This is a genomic window from Nesterenkonia sp. E16_10 (assembly GCF_017347085.1).
GTDB lineage: Bacteria > Actinomycetota > Actinomycetes > Actinomycetales > Micrococcaceae > Nesterenkonia.
The window spans coordinates 48,482-63,866 of record NZ_JADPSA010000013.1 but is presented as its reverse complement, the minus strand read 5'-3'; the positions used below and the strand labels follow the sequence as shown (position 1 = coordinate 63,866).

The window sequence follows — 15,385 nt, the reverse complement described above, 5'->3', positions numbered from 1 at the left end:
GCGAATGTCTCGACCAGTCGTTCTAGCCAAGTGCACCTCAGCTGTTGGAAGTGGGCTTGGACAGCTCCGAGTGGGAACTGATATTTCTGGCATGTGGAAGGAAAGAATGGGTAACCATGTAGTTTCAGTCAGTCAGAGTGCGGAGCATAGCTTCAGTAAGAAACCACTTCGGTCTTGTGTTCTTGTCGAAGGACTGGGGGTGCAAGGTGACGCGCATGCTGGTGAGACCGTGCAACATCTCTCGAGAGTTCAGGCAGATCCGACACAGCCCAACCTGCGCCAGGTCCATCTAATCCACGCCGAACTGTTCGATGAGCTCGGTGCGGAGGGCTTTTCGGTCCGACCTGGTGATCTCGGAGAAAACATCACCACCCGAGGGGTCGATTTGTTGAGCCTCCCTGAAGGGACCGTTCTGCACATTGGAGAAACTGCTGTCGTACAGGTGACCGGTCTACGTACCCCTTGCTTTCAAATTGATCGCTTCCAGTCGGGACTCTTGAAAGCGGTGTTGCCCCGGGACAGTGAAGGAAACGTCGTCCGAAAAGCAGGAGTCATGGGCATCGTATGCGCAGGCGGCGAGGTGAGCGTCGGTGATGGAATCCGCGTGGAGTTTCCGGCTGAACCTCATCGCGCCCTTGAACGTGTTTGATCCACGACACTGTGGTCAGTCCCAGTTCGCCCACCGATCCCTGCGAAGACTCACTGGAACTCCGTGGCAGTCTTGACCCTGACACAGTGTCAGACCGTGAGGTGGAGACGTGCTATCCATTGGAGGCTTCGCGCAGATCGGCCAGGTGACCCACCGCATGCTGCGGCACTGGGACCGGACCGGTCTTCTGGTGCCAGCACACACCGACCCCTTCAACGGCTACAGGTCCTATGATCCAGAGCAGCTCGAACGCCTGCATCGGATCGTGGCCCTGCGGCAGCTGGGTTTCAGCATTGAGGAGACCTCCTCGCTGCTGGACGACGGCATCGACGCGCAGCAGCTGAAGGACATGCTGCGGCGACGTCGCGCCGAGGTGGAGGAGGAACGACGGATCGCAGCCGCCCGGCTCGCCGACGTCGAGCGGAGGCTCCAGCTCATCGAAGGGAAGAACACCGTGTCCACGGTCGAGATCGTCCAGAAACCCCTGCCGGCAGTCCGGCTCGCTGCGATCAAAGTGAGCGTGGAGGAGCAGCCAGAACTCGCCGGCCTCGTCGGGCCCAGCTTTGACGCCGTCGCAGAGATCATCGGGGGAGTCAGCGGCGCCCTGGAAACCCCGATCGCGGTCTACGCCGCCGAGCAGGACCGGATCGAGGCCACCATCGGCTACGTCTACGGCGGAGATCCGCGGGAAGGCATCGAACTGGTGAGCCTTCCCGCCGCGGGACAGGCCTTCGCCACCGTGCATCTCGGTGAGATCCACGGTATTCGTGCCAGCTGGCAGGCGCTCCACGAGGAGATCATTGCCCGCGGCTACGAGCCGACCGGTCCCTGCCGGGAGCTCTATCTCCGAGCGGACGAATCCGGTCGGACGGATGAGTTCGTCGTCGAGCTGCAGCAGCCGGTCCGGCAGTCCGAGAGGAGCTGAGCGACGCACCCACAGATGTGCCGCGGATGGCGCGACGGCGCCCCTGCCGACCGCGGCTCAGTCACCCAGCTGCTCGTAGTGCTCCGACAGCGCGGGATAGTAGTCGTCCCAGTCCACGTGCGCCGGATCCTCTCCCGCGAGCACGGCGCTGAGCCGATCAAGATAGTACTCCCAGCCGGGCCCGATGCTGCCCAGCGGGTCGTCGTCGACCCGCTGGGCGAAGAGCAGGGTAGTGGTGCCGGCCTCGTGACCCAGTTCGCAGCGCAGGTGCCAGAGCGCCGGGCCGACGCTGGTCTGCACCGTGAGGCGGTGGGGCGGGCTGCACTGAAGGATCTCGCAGTCCTCCGGCGGAGCGTCCCGGCCCTCCGCAGTCATCAAGAAGGTGACCTTCCCACTGGCGGGGTCTCCCTCCCAGCGCCCGATCCACTTCACCAGCTGGGCGGGGTCCGTCATCGCCGCCCAGACGGTCTCCAGCGGAGTCGCGAAACGGCGCAGCAGCCTCAGCTCCCTTCCGTGAGGTCCGACGCCGAGCGTCCCGGTGGCTGCTGGTGCTGTGCTCATCGGTGGGTCACCTTCTCCAGACGGTCCGGCCCTACGCGGTCCGGGGGTGCGGGTATGCCGGCTCCCGGTGCTGGAAGCTCAGGATGTTCGGGTTCTGGATCTCGCCCTGGCTGATCTCGATGGCGCGGGAGATGATCGGACTCTTCGCCCAGGTGGCGGGGCCCTCCATCACGGTGCGCAGGAACGGCAGGAGCGCGGCGCTGACCTCCCAGGTCGCGGAGTTCCAGAGGTATGACGGGCTGTGGTCCACGGCGTAGTAGTTGATTCCCTCGCCCACGGTGAACATCGGGTCGTCGAACGTGGTGGTCTGCGCCCATTCGAAGCCCATCCCCGGATCGCAGGAGACGTCGATGATCAGGCTGCCCCCGGAGAAGCGCTCCAGATCCTTGGTCCGCAGGTAGGTCAGCGGCGAGGTGACGTCTTGGAGCGTGCAGTTCACGACGATGTTGTGGGATGCGAGGAACTCCGGCAGCGGGACGTCCCCGGCCGAGGTGAGGACCTCGCTCTCGGGTGAGGCGCCGGATTCGGTCTTGAGCTGGGTGATGTGAGCGGTATGGATCGGGGAGCCGACCGCCGTCGCGCCGCGCTGGGTCAGGACCTGGATGTCATGGATCCCCTGTGCCTTGAGCGCGGTCACCGCCCCTCGAGCGGTGGCGCCGAAGCCGATCACCACCGCGCTGCGCCGGGGCCCGTAGTCCCCGGTCGAGCCGATCAGGCTCAGCGCGTGCAGCACGGAGCAGTAGCCGGCCAGCTCGTTGTTCTTGTGGAACACATGCAGGTTGAAGTCACCCCGTGGGGTCCAGTGGTTCATCGCCTCGAAGGCGATCAGCGTCAGCCGATTCTCGATCGCGGTCTGCGTCAGCCCGGCGTCCTGGACGCAGTGCGGCCAGCCCCAGAGGATGCCGCCCGCAGGAAGCGCCGTCACATCCGCCGCCTGCGGCTTGGGCAGGAGCAGCACGTCGGCGGATTCCATGACCTCGGCGCGTTCAGCGACCCGGCCCACGCGGGATTCGACGTAGTCCGGTGCCAGTTGGAAGTCCGAGCCGTAGCCGCGCTCGACCACCATCCGGGCGCGCAGGTCGGGGTCGATCTGGTCCAGGTGATGCGGGTGGATCGGCAAGCGGCGCTCGTTCTCCATCGAAGAGTTCGCAAGCACCCCGAGAGTCAGCAGGCCGTTGCTCGAAGATGGGGTCTCCGGAGTCTCGGCAGAGGCGGCGGAAGCGGAAGTGGTGCTGGACATCGATAATCCCGTCGTGAGGGAGCCAGGGGCGGCTCCTGTCCCGACTGTACGCCGATCCTCCACGGCCGATCACGAGTTGCTGACCTCAGTCGCGACCAGGTCGCCGCCGATTCGCCTTGATCTCCGAGCGTTCCCGCTTGCCCGCGAGCCGCCGTCGATGCGAACCCCGGGTCCGCCGCGTGGGACGCCGGATGACCGGGGGAGCGATGGCCTCGCGCAGCAGCTCGCAGAGCCGCTCACGGGCCGCGGTACGATTCCTGCGCTGCGAGCGGTGCTCGGCCGCGCTGATCGTGAGCACCGTGCCGGACACCCGGGTGCCGAGCCGCTCCAGCGCCAGCCGGCGCTGGACCTCGGTGAGCGCCGTCGTCGTCCCCAGGTCCAGGCTGAGCTGGACCCGGGAGTCGGTGGTGTTGACGCCCTGGCCGCCGGGCCCCGAGGCATGCGAGAACTGCTCCTGCAGCTCACCGGCCGGGATGATCAGGCCATGGGGTGCCCCGGGTCCCGGGGGTACGCGCAGGTTTTCCACGCCTTCCAGTCTGCCGCACGCGGCGGCGCGGCATGTGCGCCGCCCGGCCCTGCTCCGCTCAGCGCAGCCCTTCGAGCACCCGCAGCGCGCTGCCGGTCCCGTCTTCCTCCGCCATCCTCTGGGCGGCCGCGCGGACCGCCGGGCGGAAGCGCTCGACCCCGGAGAGCGCGGCACTCAGCCGTTCCGCGGTCAGCCGTCGCTGCGGGATCGGTTCCGGAGCAAGGCCCTTCTCACGCAGCCGGGCACCCCAGAACGGCTGATCGGCGATGAAGGGAGCCAGCACCGACACCGTCCCGGCCGCCGTCGCCGCGTGGACGGTGCCGATTCCGCCGTGGTGCACCGCTGCCGTGGCCGCCGCGAACACCGGGTCGTGAGCCACGGAGCTGGTCACGTGGACGTCGGCTCCGCGCAGCGCAGTCGGCACCGCGAGCCCACCGAGCCCGGTCACCAGCAGCGCGCGGAGACCGGCCTCGCGAATCCCGCCGAGGACTTCCCGGGCCCGCGCCGCGGGGTCCCCGGAGGACATCGATCCGAAACCGGCATAGACGAAATCGCCGCCGGCGATGAAGTCGGCCGTCTCGGCAGCAAGCGCATCTGTCCGGTCCAGGGTCCAGGAGCCGGTGAGATGCACGGTCTCGGGCCAGTCGCTGGGTCGCTCCAGGAGCGCCGCGCTGATCGGCAGCAGCGTGGCCGCGGGCGGAGCCGCCGGACCTGGAGTGCGCCCGAGAAGCTGGGAGACATCGCGCAGATCGCGACGGAACATCGCGCGACCGGCGCTGGCGGCGCGGTAGGTGTGCCGATTGAACCGACCCAGGTCCCGGCTGCTGGTGCCGGCGGCGGGAAACGCGGTCGTCGGGGTCATCGACGGCACGATCTCGACCAGCGCGTGAGGAATCCCGAGGGCGTCGGCCACCAGCCCGGCGGAGAGGATCTTCGGATGAGCCACCAGCACCTCGGGCTCGAAGTCCCATGCCGCCCGCGCGGATTCGAGGATCACCGCCCGCATCAGCGGCTGCACCGTGGAGCGGTAGGAGCGGATCGCGGCGGTGACCGAGACCCCCTGCTGCTCGATCAGCGCGGTGTAGTCCACGCCCATGCTGACCACGTCCAGCCCGGAGAGATCCGCCCCCGAACGGTCGGGAACCACCAGGCGCACCTGATGCCCGGCACGCATCGCGCGCCTGGCCAGGGCGGCGAACGGTTCCACGTCGCCCCGTGATCCGGCCGTCGCGAGCAGCATCCGCATCTCACTCACCTGCTTTCATCGGCATCCTCATCCACACCGGGCTCACGGTTCAGCTCCGCCGCTCGGGCGGGGCCGGCCGGGGTGCCCGCTGCGGGGCGGCGAAGACCGTGGTGACCTCGGGGGCGTAGAGCACCGAATCCGGAGCGCGCTCGCTGAGGCCGTCGAAACCCGCGGCGGCCAGCAGCCCGTCCTCGAGGTGGGTCAGCTCGGCGGGCTGCAGCGGCCAGGGTTCGTGGCTGTTGCGGCAGTAGAGGGTGCGCCCCAGGTGCCGTTCGTGGAAGCCCCAGCGGGAGGTCAGGAAGCTGGCCACCGGGTCCTGCGCCAGGTCCGGGTCGGCTCCGGACCGGTGCCCTGGGCGCACACGCAGGGTGGAGGCGGCCGCGCGCTGGCCGTGCCGGCGAGTGCTGTACTCCACCTCGCCCTCGTGCTGTCGAATCTTCATCGACGCCCACTGATACCGCAGCCCGAACGCGGCCCGCGCGACCAGCACCGGGATCAGATGGGAGGCCTCCAGGCTGCGGAAGACCACGCCGCGGCGACCATGCTCGTCGATGGAGTAGAGCCGGACGTTGACCTCCGGAAAGTCCCCGAGCCAGGGAATGGCGGGCCCGCCCAGGAAGGAGCTCTTGGACATCTGGAAACCGATCAGCCCCACCCAGGAGCTGCCATCCAACACGTCCGGGGAACAGCCCGGGGGCATATAGGGCTCGACGACGCCGGGGTCGACCCGCCAGTGCACGAAGGACACCTCACTCCAGCGCTGCCGCAGGATGGCGGCGCCGCCCAACGGCGGGGCCTCGGGGGAGAGTGCGTTGAAAGCCATCAGGGAACCTCGTCATCAGCGCAGGGAGGTCGATGCTCCGGGGAGCAGCGGCGGTTCAAGAGCATCCTATCCAGCGCAGATCGCCCCCGGCGTCGCGCACCCTGAACTCTGACGGCGTAGATTTGGTCATCAGCGCAAGCGTGCAATGGACCGACTTCATGAGACAGGTGGCGATGGCTGCAGAACATGACGGGCCGGTGACCGTCTCGGTGGTCATCCCGGTCAAGGACGACAGCGCGGAGCTCACCGTCTGCCTCGCGGCACTGGCGGCGCAGACCCGGACCGCCGAGGAGATCATCGTGGTCGACAACGCCTCCGCCGATGACTCTGCCGCTGCCGGGAGAGCCGCCGGCGCCATCGTGGTGAGCTGCCTGCAGCCCGGCATCCCTGCGGCGAGCGCCACCGGCTACGACGCCGCCACCGGGGACCTGATCCTGCGGCTGGACGCGGACTGCGTTCCAGGACCTCGATGGATCCAGGACGTGATCACCGCCTTCGAGGAGCATCCCGATGTTGCGGCGCTGACCGGACCGGCCGTGTTCATCGACGGACCGGTGCCGCTGCGACGTCCCCTGGTGCGCGCCTACCTCTTCGCCTATATGAACTTCTCCATCCCTGCGCTGGGGCACCGCCCGCTCTTCGGGTCCAACCTGGCCATGCGCCGCGAAGCCTGGGAACAGGTGCGCCTCCAGGTGCACCGCGACGACCCCGAGATCCACGACGATCTGGACCTGTCCTTCCACCTCGGGGAGCGTCACCGGCTCGGTCAGATGGGCGGCGAACCGATGGGCATCTCGATGCGCCCGTTCAAGGACGCCAGAGCCTTTCGACGCCGGATCAAGCGCGGATTCCGGTCCGTGACGGTGCACTGGCCCCAGGAGTTCCCACCCTTCCGGTGGCGTCGAGCCTCGCTGCGCCGCCGCGGTCAGTTCACAGCACCGGGAGGTGAGCGCCCATGATGACCCCAGACCGGCCCGCGGAGACCCGCTCCGTGGGGCCCGAGTCCTCCACCGGCGAACGCTCCGCCGCTGCGGGTGCCGCGCTGATCGGCCCCGTCCCGGCCCCCGGGCTCCACGTGATGAGCTGGAACATCCGGCGTCGGACCTTCGCGCTGACTCCGCGCCGGGCCGACCGCTGGCAGCGTCGCGCCCCCGGGCTGCGCAGCCTGCTGCAGGCCGAACGCCCGACGTTGCTCGGCGTCCAGGAAGCCCTGCCGGATCAGGCCAGATTCGTCGCCGAGGCACTGGGCGGCGCCTATGCGCATGTCGGGCACGGACGAGGTCGGCGCGCCACGGGTGAGGCCTCGCCGATCTACTACGACGCAGACCGCCTCGAGCTCATCGACTGGGAACAGCGCGCACTCTCGGACACCCCACACCACCCCGGCTCCCGCTCCTGGGGCAACCTCATCCCGCGAAGCCTGGTCGCAGCGACCTTCCACGACCGGATGACCTCCAGGACCTTCCGCGCCCTGAACACCCACCTGGACCACCTCTCGCACCGCTCCCGTCTGCGTGCCGCCCAGAGCATCCGGGACCTGGTGACCGACAGCCCGCTGCCGGCGGTGTTCCTGGCCGATCTCAACGCTCGCCCGGGCAGCGCGCCGGTGAAGAGGCTGCTGCAGGACGGTGGCCTCGCCGACACCTGGGCGGCCGCCGCGCAGAGGGACAGCCAGGAATGGGGGACCTTCGCCGACTACCGGACCCCGCGCGTGGGCCGGCCCCGGATCGACTGGATCATGGCCTCACCCGAGGTGGACGTGGCCCGCGCGGCGATCAACCCCGCGCGGCACCACGGCGGATGGCCCTCGGATCACCTGCCGGTCCACGCCGTGCTGCACCTTCCGCAGGAGGGCGACGCCGGATGATCGAGAACTTCCTGCGTGCTCCGCGGAGCCCCGCCGAGTACGCCGCCGATATTCTGCGCGGCCTCGGCGTCCTGGGCGTGGTGCTGGCCGCGGTGTTCTTCGAGCCGACCGACGCCGGGATCCTCGCCTTCGCTCTGCCGGGACTCTTCGCGCCACGCTTCCTGGGCTTCCCGGCGGCGGCAGACCTCGCCGTCTCGGTGATCCTTCTGATCGCGGCCTGGAGCAACGTCTTCGACCTCTACACGCGCATCCCGAACTGGGACCTGCTGGTGCACTTCTTCTGCACCGCGGTGCTGGCCGCCGGGCTCTACGTCGTGTTGCTGCGCTCTCAGGTGGTGGCGGACCCGCGGGCCAGCCCGCTCGCCGCCACGGTCGGTGTCCTGCTCACCGCCACGCTCGGCCTGGCGCTGAGTGCGGTGTGGGAGATGGTGGAGTGGCTCGGCTTCATCTTCATCACCCCGGACATCTCCGTGACCTACACCGACACCATCGGGGATATGGCCGCCGGTGGGATCGGATCGGTGGCGGTCGGCGTCGTCGTGGTGCTGCACCTGCGCTCCGATCGGGCTGCCCGCCGCGGCCGGTCCGTGTCAGACGCTCCGCCTAGACTGACCTCCAGGCCACAGGATGGAGACTCATGGACACCGACGTCATAGTCATCGGCGCAGGACTCGCCGGACTGCAGTGCGCCCGGCGGCTGCAGCGCAACGGACACCGAGTGACCGTGCTCGAAGCCTCAGACGCCGTGGGCGGACGGGTGCGCACCGACCTGATCGACGGCTTCCGCTGCGACCGAGGATTCCAGGTGCTGAACCCGGCCTATCCGGCGGTGCGGGACTGGATCGACGTCGACGCGCTCGGCCTGCAGCAGTTCGGTGTGGGGGCGGTGATCCGGACCGCCACGAAGACCACCACGCTGGCGCATCCGCTGCGGCACCCGCAGCACGCCCTGGCCACCCTGGGCAGCAGCCACACCCCGGTCTCGGATCTGCTCGCCTTCGCCCGCTGGCTCGCCCCGACCCTGCGACAGCCTGCCACCGGTCCGCGTCCGGCGCAGGACGCGACGCTGCACGAGTCCTTTGAGGCCGCCGGGCTCACCGGACGGCTGCGCCGGGACGTGCTCGACACGTTTCTGGCCGGGGTCCTGGCCGACAGCACCGGGCAGAGCTCGGCGAACTACGTCCGGCTGCTGGTCCGCTGGTTCGCCCTCGGCGCCCCCGGCCTGCCGCGCGAGGGCATGCAGGCGCTTCCGGAACAGCTGGCCAGCTGGCTGCTGGAGCCGGTGCAGCTGAACATGCCGGCCCGGGACCTGCGGCACACCGCCGACGGCGTCCAGGTCAGCACCGATACCGGGACGCTGCGAGCACGCGCCGCCGTCCTGGCCGTGGGCCCCCAGGACCTTCCCGAGCTCACCGATCAGCCGGCCCTGCCCACCCACGGCCTGACCACCTGGTGGTTCCGCGCCCCGGAGCTTCCCCAGGCCGGACCGTTCCTGATGCTCGACGCCACCCGGCGCGGCGGAGGCCCCGCCGGTCCGATCTGGAACACCGCGGTGATCTCCCAGGCCGCCCCCTCCTACGCGCCGGAGGGTCAGCACCTGATCCAGGCCACGACCCTGCTCGACCGGCCCGACGGGCTCGCCGAGGAGGCCGCCGTGCGCCGGGAACTGGAACGGCTCTATCAGAGCTCCACCGCAGACTGGGAGCTGCTGACCCATCACATCGTGGAGCACACGCTCCCGGTGCAACACCCGCCGCTTCACGAGGCCAGCCCGCAGCGCGTGGGCGAGCGGGTGCTCATCGCCGGGGACCACCGTGACCACGGCTCGATCCAGGGCGCGCTGACCTCCGGGGACCAGGCCGGGCAGTCGGTGACCCGCCTGCTCGCCGGCTGAGCCCATGACGAGCTCCCCGGCCCTGCGACTGGTGCTGCCGCATCAGCTCTTCGAGGAACACCTCGAGGCCGACCCTGACACGGTGTTCGTGCTGATAGAACATGACCTGATGTTCCGGCAGTACTGTTTCCACGCGCAGAAGCTGGTGCTGCACCGCGCCTCGATGGACCGGTTCGCGCGGCGTCTGCGCGCCCGTGGTCACCAGGTGAAGGTGCTGCGCAGCCATGCCGAGCGCAGCTCCCACGCGCAGCTGGTGGAACTGATCCAGGAGCTGGCCCCGGAACAGGTGAGCGTCTATGACGTGGTCGACGACTGGCTGGAGCAGGATCTGCGCGCCGCCCTGGAGGAGGGCGGCTGCTGGCTGCGCAGCCAGGACGTGCTGGAGACCCCGAACTTCCTGACCAGTCGCGCGCAGGTCGATGACTGGTTCGCCGCACACCCGGCCCGGATGCATGACTTCTACGTCTGGCAGCGCCGCCGGTTCAAGCTGCTGCTCGACGCCGAGGGAGAACCGGTGGGCGGGAAGTGGTCCTTCGACGCGGAGAACCGCAAGAAGCTCCCGCGCGGCTACACCCCACCCCGCGTGGAGCGCTTCGCGCAGCACCCGATCCTGCAGCGTGAGTCGATGTTCGATCTGGACGCGGTCACCGGTGAGGACGGTGCACCCCAGGACAGCCCGGTCGAGGAGGACGGAGGCGACGTCGAGCGCGCCATCGCCTGGGTGCGCGAGGAGTTTCCGGACGCCCCGGGAGATCCGGGACTGTTCGCCTGGCCCACCAGCGCGCAGGAGGCCCGGGAACATCTGCGCGAGTTCGTGAGTCAGCGGCTGAACGACTTCGGCCCCTACGAGGATGCGATCTCCGCCGAGCACCCGTTCATCGCCCACGGGCTGCTGACTCCGGCGCTGAACATCGGATTGCTGGATCCCCGTGAGGTGGTGGATGCGGTGCTGGAGGCTGCCGAGGAGTCCACGCCGCTGGCCTCGGTGGAGGGATTCATCCGACAGGTCATCGGCTGGCGAGAGTACATGCGCGCGACCTACCGCACCCGGGGCCGGCAGCTGCGCAGCGCCAATCGGCTCGAGCACCGCAACACGCTGGGGGAGGGCTGGTGGGACGCGTCCACCGGCCTGGCCCCGGTGGACCTGGTGATCTCCCGCGTGCTGGCCACCGGGTATGCCCATCACATTGAACGCCTGATGGTGCTGGGCAACGCGATGTCGCTGCTGCGGATCCACCCCGACGCGGTCTACGAGTGGTTCATGGAGCTCTTCATCGACGCCTACGACTGGGTGATGGTCCCCAACGTCTACGCGATGAGCCAGTTCGCAGCCGGGGAGGCGATCACCACCAAGCCCTACGTCTCGGGCAGCAACTACCTGCGCAAGATGTCCGATCTCCCGCCGGGCGACTGGGCCGATGCGTGGGACGGGCTCTACTGGACCTTCATCCGGGATCATCGCGAGGTCTTCGAGGCCAACCCGCGCGCGAAGATGGTGGTCTCGCTGCTGGAGAAGATGGACCAGGAGAAGCGGCAGGCCCATCACGATCGGGCGCAGCGACTGCTGGAGCCGGGGCCGGAGAGCCGGCTGCTGGTGACTGCGAGATGACTCCGGGTCAGCTCTCCGGTGCTTCGGCCCCGCCGGGTTGCACGCCATCCCGCTCCAGGGCGACGCTCCAGCTGCCATAGGTGTTGCGGATGCTCGGGCCCGAGGGCAGATCGCTGCGTCCTTGCTGCTGCTGGAGCTTCCGCCAGTCCACGTAGCTCTGGTAGCTGGTGGTGAAACCGGCCTGCCCGCCGTTGGCGGTGAAGTCGCGCAGCGCCGCCCGAAACTGCTCCTCGGTGAACCGTGCGCTCCCGAAGCCGGAGGGCCTGGCACGGCTCGAGGCGGACAGACCCACGTTCTGCAGGGCCGCGCTCCAGGAGCCGGAGGCGCGTTTGAGGATCGTGCTGGCACCTACGGGCCAGACGTTTCGGCCCCGGCCAGGCGCAGCAGGCTGTGCGGCGAGGAACTCGCTGCGCAGCGTCTGGTACCTCGCCGCGGAGAGGCTCAGCGAGGGGTCGCTGGTCACCGCATCGCGACCAGCACGCACGGCGTCGAGGGCCTGGGAGATGCTCCCGGATGCGCCCTGGTCCTGAAGCATCTGGGTGACGGTGTCGCGGAGTTCTTCAGCAAGCGCGCGGGACTCGGGCGTGGGGGTCCGCCCGAGCCCGATCGCGAAGAGCAGGCTGGCGGTGATCGCGCTGTCACTCACCGAGGGTGCGGCCATGGGCTTCACGCTTCACTTTCATCGGTTCTCGGTCATTGGTCATGAGGTCGTTGGTCATGACGTCATTGGTCATCAGTCGTCGAAGTCTTGGTCCTCGAGCCTCGCCTCTACGGCGTCAGCGGGCCGGCGAGGACGGCTGCGGCTGCCCGCGCATCACCGCTGACGGCCAGCCCGGCTTCGTCCAGACGACCCCAGAGCAGCAGGGCGAGCTCGAGGTCGGAGGCCCTGATCACTGCCGCCGGGTCAGCGAGAGACTCGGCGGGGACCTGCCACTGCCGGTCGGACCTCTCCGAGACCAGAAGCAGACATTCCTGGGGATCCTTGGCGCGGCCCAGCCGGAGCTGCCGGGGATGCAGCACCTCCACCACCTCCGCCACACAGTCCGCCCAGACTGCGGGCTGGACATCGGGCATCGCAGATCCCAGCGCCTGAGACAGGTCCCAGAGGTGGATCAGGGTCTCGTGAGTCTGTCGTCGCTGCCAGAACGACGCCGGACCCACGCCTGTGAACGTCTGACATGGCTGATCGGTGGGCACCGAGGACAGCGTCGTGCGCAGCAGCTCAGCGTCTGCCCGGTAGCGGATGGCCAGCGAGCGGGCTTCCGGAGCACCGCCGCGCTCAGCCGCAGAACCAGGACGTTCCAGACGTTCACCGAGCACCTTGCCAGCAGCCCAGACGTGCACCGACCCCAGGTGCTCCGCGAGCTCCCGGACGGACCATCCGCCGCAGCCGGGCACCGGCGCCTCCGGGTCAGCCTCCGCCAGCGCAGACTCGAAGGCGCGCTGCAGCTCGGCAAGCTGCGTCAATGGCATCTCCCGTGAGGCGGTGGGCTCGTCGTCGACCATGCCGGGAGTCTATAGGCTGGCCCGATGGTCGAATTGGACGCGCTGAGCTGGGTGCTGCTCGGGGCTGGTGCGCTGGTGGTGGGCCTGTCCAAGACGGCGCTGCCCGGCGGTGGCACGCTCGCCGTCGTCCTGTTCGCCATGGCCCTGCCGGCGCGCGAGTCCACCGCGGCGCTGCTGGTGCTGCTGATCGTCGGAGACCTCTTCGCGATCTCGATGTACCGCAGGACCGTGGACTGGGTGCTCCTGCGCAGGCTCATCTGGCCGGTGCTGCTCGGCGTGGCCGTGGGCACGGTGTTCCTCGGCCTCGCCTCCGACGCCGCGGTGCGTCGCGTGATCGGCGCGATCCTGCTGGGACTGCTGGTCTTCACGTTGCTCCGACGGCGCCGGGACCAGCGGAGGCAGGGCGGGCGCCTGGGGCGGCAGGGGCAGCGGGAACAGGTGAGGAGCCACAGCGCCGGGTCCCGCGCGGCGGGCTTCGGCTACGGGTGGCTGGGCGGATTCACCACCATGGTGGCCAACGCCGGGGGACCGGTGATGAGCATGTATCTTCTGGCGAAGCGGCTGGACGTCAAGACCTTCCTGGGCACCGCCGCCTTCTTCTTCTTCGCGGTGAACCTGGTGAAGGTCCCGTTCCAGATCGGGCTCGGGCTGCTGAACACCGAGATCCTCGGCGTGGTCCTGGTGCTGGTGCCCCTGGTCGTGGTCGCGGCGTTCCTCGGCCGTTGGATCGCGGGACGGATCTCGCAGACCGTGTTCGAGCGTCTGGTTCTGGGGCTCACCGCCCTCGGAGCCGTGAACCTGCTGCTCTGACCTGGGGTGAGTCTGTCGGGCTGAACAGGCCCTGGAAGGTTGCGTTTGTCGACGATCTGGGCTCCCGGTAGGTTGCGAGAATGCATCTTTCCCGTCGCACTATGATCACCGCCGTCGCCACCGGTGCCGCGGCTGCGGGCGTCACCGTCGTCTCCGCGCTGCCCGCCTCGGCGTCTCCGCGTCGGTTCCGCACCCGACCGAGACCGCGCATGCGGCGTCGGCCCACCGAGTACGACAGGACGCGCAAGCAGCAGAACCCCGTGAACGACCTCGGCTGCCCGCTGGGGAGGGGATTCTGATCGCCGTCCCCCCGATGATCGGGCCCCGGAACACCCTGGGCGACTCCGAGCTCGCCGTCTCGGGCCTGTGCCTGGGCACCAACACCTTCGGCTGGACCAGCGATCGGGAGACCTCGTTCGCGGTGCTCGACGGCTACCTCGCAGGCGGCGGCAACTTCCTCGACACCGCGGACAGCTACTCCGCCTGGGTGGAGGGCAATCACGGCGGCGAATCTGAGACGATCCTCGGTGAATGGCTCGCGTCCCGCGGCCGCCGGGACGACGTCGTCCTCGCGACCAAGGTCAGCCAGCACCCGGAGTTCAAGGGGCTGGCCCCGAAGACCGTAGCCGCCGCCGCCGAGGCCTCGCTGCGACGTCTCGGGACCGACCGCATCGACCTGTACTACGCGCACTTCGACGATGAGCAGACGCCGCTGGAGGAGACCGTCGGCGCCTTCGAGGAGCTGCGCGCCGCCGGCAAGATCCGAGCCGTGGGGCTCTCGAACTACACGCCCGAGCGGATCCGTGCCTGGTTCGAGATCGCGCGGCGCACCGGGGCGAGACTGCCGGTGGCGCTGCAGCCGCACTATAACCTCGTGCATCGCCGTGACTTCGAGGCCGGCAGGCGCGCCGTCGCGCAGCAGGAGGGCCTTGGCGTGATGCCGTACTTCGCCCTGGCCTCAGGCTTCCTGGCGGGGAAGTACCGCCGCCGGGAGGATCTCGACGGGGCGGCCCGAGCCGGAATGGCCGGGAAGTACCTCTCGGAGTCCGGTGTGCGTGTCCTGGAGACCCTGGATGAGATCGCCCAGCGACTCGAGGTCGAGATGTCCACCGTGGCGCTGGCCTGGCTGCGGACCCGCCCACAGGTCTTGGCCCCGATCGCAAGTGCCCGCACCCCGGGCCAGCTGCCGGCTCTGCTCGCCGGGGCTCAGCTTGAACTGTCCGCGCAGGACGCGGACGCGCTCACCGCCGTTTCACACGATATGGAGAACTGACCCGTGACGCAGAACGTGATCTGGAAGACCTCCCCGAACCGCACCGTGGGCCGGGGCGGCGTGGCGGTGGACCGCATCGTCATCCACTACATCGTGGGCAACCTGGCAGCCTGCGACGCGACCTTCCTGAACCCAGACTCGCAGGTCAGCGCACATTACGGGATCGGTGAAGGGCGGATCCATCAGTATGTGAGCGTGCACAACACCGCCTGGCACTCCGGGAACTTCGGCTTCAATCAGCGCAGCATCGGCATCGAGCACTCCGCGACCCCCGAGCGCCCGCCGACGCAGCAGACCCTGAACATGTCCATCGCCCGCTGCGTGACGCTGTGCCGCCAGTTCAACCTGAACCCGCTCACCGCCATCGTCCCGCACGAGTCAGTGGTCCCCACTGCGTGCCCGGGCACCGTGGACTGGGAGTACATCCGGGACCGCACCGCCGCCCAGATGTGACCG

The 15,385-nt window shown here is 69.1% G+C and carries 18 protein-coding genes; 11 read left to right on the top strand and 7 right to left on the bottom strand.

Features of this window, described 5'->3' with window-relative positions; all coding sequences use genetic code 11:
- Positions 1 to 106: 106 nt before the first annotated feature.
- Complete coding sequence (locus tag I2487_RS04145; RefSeq protein ID WP_207169366.1) at positions 107 to 649, top strand: MOSC domain-containing protein; 543 nt, start codon at positions 107 to 109, stop codon at positions 647 to 649.
- A 109-nt stretch (positions 650 to 758) separates the two neighbouring features.
- Positions 759 to 1,574 (top strand): MerR family transcriptional regulator, encoded by an 816-nt coding sequence (locus tag I2487_RS04140; protein WP_207169365.1) that lies wholly within the window; start codon positions 759 to 761, stop codon positions 1,572 to 1,574.
- A 57-nt stretch (positions 1,575 to 1,631) separates the two neighbouring features.
- Here the strand turns inward: I2487_RS04140 and I2487_RS04135 are convergent, their stop codons facing one another.
- The 5 genes from I2487_RS04135 to I2487_RS04115 form a co-directional block, all read right to left on the bottom strand.
- Positions 1,632 to 2,135 (bottom strand): SRPBCC family protein, encoded by a 504-nt coding sequence (locus tag I2487_RS04135; RefSeq protein WP_207169364.1) that lies wholly within the window; start codon positions 2,133 to 2,135, stop codon positions 1,632 to 1,634.
- A 31-nt stretch (positions 2,136 to 2,166) separates the two neighbouring features.
- Positions 2,167 to 3,375, bottom strand: coding sequence for a N(5)-(carboxyethyl)ornithine synthase (locus I2487_RS04130; RefSeq protein ID WP_207169363.1), 1,209 nt, complete (start codon positions 3,373 to 3,375; stop codon positions 2,167 to 2,169).
- A gap of 85 nt (positions 3,376 to 3,460) precedes the next feature.
- Positions 3,461 to 3,901 carry an alternative ribosome rescue aminoacyl-tRNA hydrolase ArfB gene (gene arfB / locus I2487_RS04125; protein WP_207169362.1) on the bottom strand — a complete coding sequence of 147 codons (441 nt, stop codon included), beginning with the start codon at positions 3,899 to 3,901 and terminating at the stop codon, positions 3,461 to 3,463.
- 58 nt (positions 3,902 to 3,959) lie between these two features.
- On the bottom strand, positions 3,960 to 5,147 hold the full coding sequence (locus I2487_RS04120) for a glycosyltransferase (protein ID WP_255545936.1): 1,188 nt from the start codon (positions 5,145 to 5,147) through the stop codon (positions 3,960 to 3,962).
- 49 nt (positions 5,148 to 5,196) lie between these two features.
- Positions 5,197 to 5,970, bottom strand: coding sequence for a YqjF family protein (locus tag I2487_RS04115; RefSeq protein ID WP_207169361.1), 774 nt, complete (start codon positions 5,968 to 5,970; stop codon positions 5,197 to 5,199).
- A gap of 173 nt (positions 5,971 to 6,143) precedes the next feature.
- Here I2487_RS04115 and I2487_RS04110 point away from each other — a divergent pair, with 173 nt between their 5' ends.
- From I2487_RS04110 to I2487_RS04090, 5 genes are read left to right on the top strand one after another with little or no spacing between them, the layout of a single operon-like run.
- Positions 6,144 to 6,929 carry a glycosyltransferase family A protein gene (locus I2487_RS04110; RefSeq protein ID WP_207169360.1) on the top strand — a complete coding sequence of 262 codons (786 nt, stop codon included), beginning with the start codon at positions 6,144 to 6,146 and terminating at the stop codon, positions 6,927 to 6,929.
- Positions 6,926 to 7,837 (top strand): endonuclease/exonuclease/phosphatase family protein, encoded by a 912-nt coding sequence (locus tag I2487_RS04105; RefSeq protein ID WP_255545928.1) that lies wholly within the window; start codon positions 6,926 to 6,928, stop codon positions 7,835 to 7,837. Before I2487_RS04110 ends, I2487_RS04105 begins: the two co-directional genes overlap by 4 nt.
- On the top strand, positions 7,834 to 8,493 hold the full coding sequence (locus I2487_RS04100; RefSeq protein WP_207169359.1) for a DUF2238 domain-containing protein: 660 nt from the start codon (positions 7,834 to 7,836) through the stop codon (positions 8,491 to 8,493). Before I2487_RS04105 ends, I2487_RS04100 begins: the two co-directional genes overlap by 4 nt.
- Positions 8,475 to 9,731, top strand: a complete 1,257-nt coding sequence (locus I2487_RS04095) for a flavin monoamine oxidase family protein (protein WP_207169358.1) — start codon at positions 8,475 to 8,477, stop codon at positions 9,729 to 9,731. The genes I2487_RS04100 and I2487_RS04095 overlap by 19 nt, the downstream gene beginning before the upstream one ends.
- Before the next feature lie 4 nt (positions 9,732 to 9,735).
- Positions 9,736 to 11,340: a cryptochrome/photolyase family protein gene (locus I2487_RS04090; RefSeq protein ID WP_207169357.1), complete on the top strand. Its 1,605-nt coding sequence runs from the start codon at positions 9,736 to 9,738 to the stop codon at positions 11,338 to 11,340.
- Positions 11,341 to 11,347: 7 nt separating this feature from the next.
- On the opposite strand, the gene I2487_RS04085 is transcribed toward I2487_RS04090, so the two are convergent.
- A complete protein-coding gene (locus tag I2487_RS04085; RefSeq protein WP_207169356.1) occupies positions 11,348 to 12,001 on the bottom strand; it encodes a hypothetical protein in 654 nt (217 codons plus the stop codon).
- 107 nt (positions 12,002 to 12,108) lie between these two features.
- Positions 12,109 to 12,846: a maleylpyruvate isomerase family mycothiol-dependent enzyme gene (locus I2487_RS04080; protein WP_207169355.1), complete on the bottom strand. Its 738-nt coding sequence runs from the start codon at positions 12,844 to 12,846 to the stop codon at positions 12,109 to 12,111.
- Between the two features lie 24 nt (positions 12,847 to 12,870).
- On the opposite strand from I2487_RS04080, the gene I2487_RS04075 reads away from it, so the two are divergent.
- From I2487_RS04075 to I2487_RS04060, 4 genes are all read left to right on the top strand, one after another.
- Complete coding sequence (locus tag I2487_RS04075; RefSeq protein ID WP_207169354.1) at positions 12,871 to 13,656, top strand: sulfite exporter TauE/SafE family protein; 786 nt, start codon at positions 12,871 to 12,873, stop codon at positions 13,654 to 13,656.
- Positions 13,657 to 13,757: 101 nt separating this feature from the next.
- Positions 13,758 to 13,955, top strand: a complete 198-nt coding sequence (locus I2487_RS04070; protein ID WP_207169353.1) for a hypothetical protein — start codon at positions 13,758 to 13,760, stop codon at positions 13,953 to 13,955.
- A 14-nt stretch (positions 13,956 to 13,969) separates the two neighbouring features.
- A complete protein-coding gene (locus I2487_RS04065; RefSeq protein WP_207169352.1) occupies positions 13,970 to 14,929 on the top strand; it encodes an aldo/keto reductase in 960 nt (319 codons plus the stop codon).
- Between the two features lie 3 nt (positions 14,930 to 14,932).
- The gene (locus I2487_RS04060; RefSeq protein WP_207169351.1) at positions 14,933 to 15,382 is read left to right on the top strand and encodes an N-acetylmuramoyl-L-alanine amidase; all 450 of its coding nucleotides are present in this window, start codon (positions 14,933 to 14,935) and stop codon (positions 15,380 to 15,382) included.
- Positions 15,383 to 15,385 lie beyond the last annotated feature (3 nt).